Genomic DNA, 4,658 nt, shown 5'->3' on the forward strand with positions numbered 1-4,658 from the left:
CCAACTTCATTGTATCATTAGGAGGTTCTTTCCTTTTCTATAAGAATTTTTTACCGACCCCCAGTTTAACTGGGGGTTTTGTCATGCCTATTCGGCGTACAAAAAAAGCATATCTACTTCAACTTTAAAATAGATATGCTAAATAGCTTACGCCAAAATCGCCTCTCTATCGCTCGTAGATTTAAAACGGAGATTATAAATAGGCAGTTCTCCTGGCTTAGATTCATAGCTCCTCTCGCCTTCCCAAAATTAATCAGTGGCAATATGAGAGTCGCTCCTCTTACAGTGACGGGATCGCATCGGCTTATACCGATTTCTCTATTAAGTCAAATGACACCTATTTTATTGTTATCAAATTCGCCAATTATACATAATGTATAAAGTTACTTCACATACAGTATATATTTACTTCATCATCTAGTCAATCTTAATTTAAAAATAATATTAATCATGCTATACCCCCTATAGTACATACATTTATCAATTTCTATATAGCATTTATGTTTTTTACGAATATAAACTTTGTATAATTATTCATAACATTAAAGTTATATAAACTTACATTTAAGAAGTAATTAGGAGAAACTAAATCTTGAAGTATTAATTCCGGTAGAAAAACGTACCGGCTAGTATTTAACAGCGCACAAAAAACTGCCACCGGAAGCCGGTGGCAGAAACAAAACCAGTTTTTTATGTGCACTTTAGGCCAATTCTATTGGCCTCCACATTATAATTAATTTTTAAAATTATTTAACTAGAACTTAAATCTCATTCCGGCGTTAATTTCCCAGTTGAGTTCATAATCACCACCGAAACTTTTTGCCACATCAAAGTATAAACTGCTCGATGGATTAAAATCGTAAGCACCGCCCACAGAAACTTCGAACCAAGTGTCTTTGAAATCAAAATCAGTAGACTTACCATCTTTACCACTTTCCTGGAAATGCGTTGTGCTATCGCCTTTAAATTCATGCAAAAGACTGCCTTTTACATAATAACTACTCTTAGCTTGACGCCATTCACCGGCAGCGCCCATGCGACCAATTAAGCTTGTAATAGCAGACTGATTAACTTGCATAGATTCTCCGGTAGGTGATGTTGCCGCAAAGCTATCAGCTCCTAAACGGGCCCATGTTAACTCAACCTGAGGCGTAATTATGGCCGAACCGCGTTGAATCTTTTTCCCATATTCAACACCAAGACCTAAAACATTCGTACTATATTTTCCGCTCACATAATTGCGTAAAGCGCCGGATTCTGAATTATACGAGGTAAATGAATTTCTTAAATTACCAACTTTAGCAATCACATCAATATATTGTCCATCTGCTTTAACAGTTGTTGCATAAGCTGCAGCAGTCAATAACTTTGACTTGCCGGAACTACCGTTGGCATAATCGCCTTCACCACGGTTATAGCCTACAGCTCCACCTACATGCCAACCATTCTCAAGCTTCTTATCAGCACCCACTTGAACAGCTTTATATTTATTAGTTACACTAAGCGAATTCTTATTATATTCAGCTTCGCCACCATAAATTCTTGCCCAAATGCCACTTTCTGTGCCAGCTTGTAAATCCCCCAGGCGTTTGGATAAATTATTAATGTCCGTGCGCCATAAAACTGCGGACGACGCAATTGCGTTACTTGTATTTTTCATAATAGCAGTTTCATAACTGCCGCTTTCCACGTTACCCCCGGGATTACTTGGCTGGGCCGGATTGACTGGTTTCTCAGGCTGTTCCGGTTGTGATGGATTAGGCGGCACTGCCGGTTTATTTGGTTGCTTAGGCTCTGCCGGTTGTACCGGATTCAACGGTTTATTTGGCTGCTTCGGCTCTGTCGGCTTTGACGGATTAGCCGGTTCTGTCGGTTTATTTGGCTGTTCCGGTTCATCTATAGCCTTTTCATATTCATAACTACCTTGTCCGTTAAAACTATCAAACATAATGTTACCGGTTTTTAAACTTGCACTGGATGATGTTAAACCTTCAGCAATGATTACCTCACCCGTTAAATTTCGTTCACTGACTATATAGCCACGATATACTAACTTTTTAGCCAACGAATTTAAAGTTTCACTTACTAAGTTTTTATCAGTAGCTTTATTGGATGACGTATTCAATCCCTGATTATCCGTAATCATCGAGATAACAGAACCGGTTTCTGCATGTTTAACAATCAGATTTCCACCTCTAATATTAGTGGAGTTATCGCTATCATGCTCATAGAATACACGCATATTACCTTTGTAGGATTCTACGGTAATATCATGCCAATCTTTTTGCAAAATATTACCGGCAAGAGCTTTCGTATTACCGCCGGCCAGAACTTCCAATTGAGTACCTTTGAACCCTTCTGAAGTTTTACCATAAGCTTCATGATTCCAAGTAGCATCATTATTGATAAACAACTTAACATTAGGTGTAAACCCTTGCTCAATTTGCTTCTGATCAAAATTAGTATCAACCACTCCGGTAAAAGAAGATTGCGCATCACTTAATCCTAATTGCACAATACTCTGTTTAAACTCTTCCGCCCCATAAGTCACAGCACCGTTTAAAGCACCAATATTCCCCTTAACAACGATTGTATTACTCCCAGCTGCCGTATGATCTTCATTCATATTGGCAAAAATAGAAGCGGATTCCGCTATCAAAGAATAATATTGTGAACTTTCATTGCTCACAATAGAGCCACCATTAAGAATAACCGTAGCGCCATTACCGCTAGATGTGATATCAGTATTTCCTTTTACCTCAATCTGGCCACCCCTTTTAATATTGCTGTTGCCAACAGCATATAATCCGGTAGCGCCATGATAGACAACACCGCCATAACCATTTATCCCAAGTTCGTCATTCCGACTTTTGCCATTAGCAATGAAGTCTCCATCAAATGTGATTTTAGAATTACCTGCACTAAAAACACCAATCACTGGGCCCCCGCTCTTTGCATATAAATTGGTATGACCATGTATTTCAATCTCAGATTTTTTATCTTTATCATCACTAGCTACTTTAAAACCTTCCAGGCTATTGTTTGATTCATTAACCAAATTCAAAGTTTTAGCGTTTATGACAACAGTCTTGCCGGCTGCATTTTTAATTACACCGGAATTTAATTTCGCATCGGTAGCAATTACAACGGTTTCCGCTGAGTTTGCCCCTACTTCAATACCCGGAATTGTTATATCATTCCCACCAAGACGATATTCCGCTATGCCATCTAAAACCTTTGCATCGCTATATTCTGCATCTTTAGTGACGTCACCGGTAATCTTACTTTGATACACGGTAGTATCTGCCCCATAAGCTACCATGTTAGCCGATAACAATGCCATAGAAATACAACTACTGAGCCATAATATTTTCTTCTTCTTACTTCCCAACATAAAATCCTCCTCATACCTTCACAACTTTTTTTATAACTCCCTATTCCCCCCATAAATAGAAACAATACAGCTCTCTCTAATTTTAATAAAATATTCATTAAGAACGAACATTTAGATTCATTTTATTCTGTAACTATTATTCATGTCAATCAATCAACATATTCTAATTCGTTATTAATTGATAATTTTCTACTATTTTATATTCATTTATTTTTGTAATATATGGTTAACAATACCTTTTTCTAAATAATAAATAAAAAACTCAAAAATACCTATTTTACACTATTTTTACAATGTAAAGAGTTTAATAAATTACCTGTAATAAATTTTCTATTACACATATCTTTAATTTCTATAATAATTTTTTAAATATTTATTATTCCTACCATATTAGTTGCTTATAAAATCATAAGAAAATCAGCTATATAGATTATTTTGAATATTATTCCTATTTTCACGCATAAAAAAAGGACGATAGAAATTTCTACCATCCTTTTACTAAAGAAAAATATTAAATTAAAATTAATAAATCAAATTTATAAGTAGTGAATTACAAACGTGAGATATATAAAATATTCTCTAATATAACAACAACATATATCCGTTATATAATCACCTAATATATTACTATACAGTTTTCACTAGATCGGCCAATAATTTATACGAATAGGCTTGTGCGCTTTGATCGTAAATTAAGCTCTGAGCCATAATCTCTTCAAACGTTACCCGCTTTTGCAAGTCCTGCAACTGTTTCGCCGCCGAAGCCGGACTACCAATCAAGGAAACGGACGTCATCTGTCTAACTACGGCCTGCTCACGGAAGGCGATGTCCTCCGCTTTAAAAGGAATAGGACCAAAATGCGGGGCTCGTTTGGCTGCCACATAATTATCCCAAAGTTCAGCTTCTGTTTCCACCGGTGGCTGCAAGCCTTGATTATTGCCGGTAACAATATCAATAAAACGCTGCGTCTGCGTCGTCGCTAAATGTTTAGCTTCTTCGTCAGTATCAGCCAATACGACATTCATGCCCAAGATAACATATGGTTTTGACAACACTTTAGACGGTTTAAAACGTTCCCGATAAATCGCTACCGCTTCTTCCATCATGGCCGGCGCAAAATGAGCAGCAAAGGAATACGGCAAGCCCAATTCAGACGCCAAATAGGCACTGTCCGTACTGGAACCTAATATATAGAACGGCACCTGAAGCCCCGCTGCCGGATAAGCATGAACACCATTCGTATCATCAAAATAGCCTTTTAAC

2 protein-coding genes and 1 riboswitch are annotated in these 4,658 nt (G+C 37.2%); both genes read right to left on the minus strand.

Annotation, left to right across the window (positions count from 1 at the left end; translation table 11 throughout):
• Positions 1–184: 184 nt before the first annotated feature.
• A riboswitch (cobalamin riboswitch) is annotated at positions 185–356 on the minus strand.
• A gap of 398 nt (positions 357–754) precedes the next feature.
• Positions 755–3,394 carry an autotransporter outer membrane beta-barrel domain-containing protein gene (locus E7204_RS00790; RefSeq protein ID WP_295180651.1) on the minus strand — a complete coding sequence of 880 codons (2,640 nt, stop codon included), beginning with the start codon at positions 3,392–3,394 and terminating at the stop codon, positions 755–757.
• 627 nt (positions 3,395–4,021) lie between these two features.
• Positions 4,022–4,658 (minus strand): LLM class flavin-dependent oxidoreductase (locus E7204_RS00795; RefSeq protein ID WP_295180653.1); only part of this gene is annotated, 637 nt, incomplete at its 5' end.

Origin of the sequence: Veillonella sp., assembly GCF_015058545.1 — a bacterium.
Classification (GTDB): domain Bacteria; phylum Bacillota; class Negativicutes; order Veillonellales; family Veillonellaceae; genus Veillonella_A.

Excerpts from the sequence above, each read along its gene's own strand:
- E7204_RS00790 (WP_295180651.1), bottom strand. The coding sequence starts at position 3,394 with ATGTTGGGAAGTAAGAAGAAGAAAATATTATGGCTCAGTAGTTGTATT.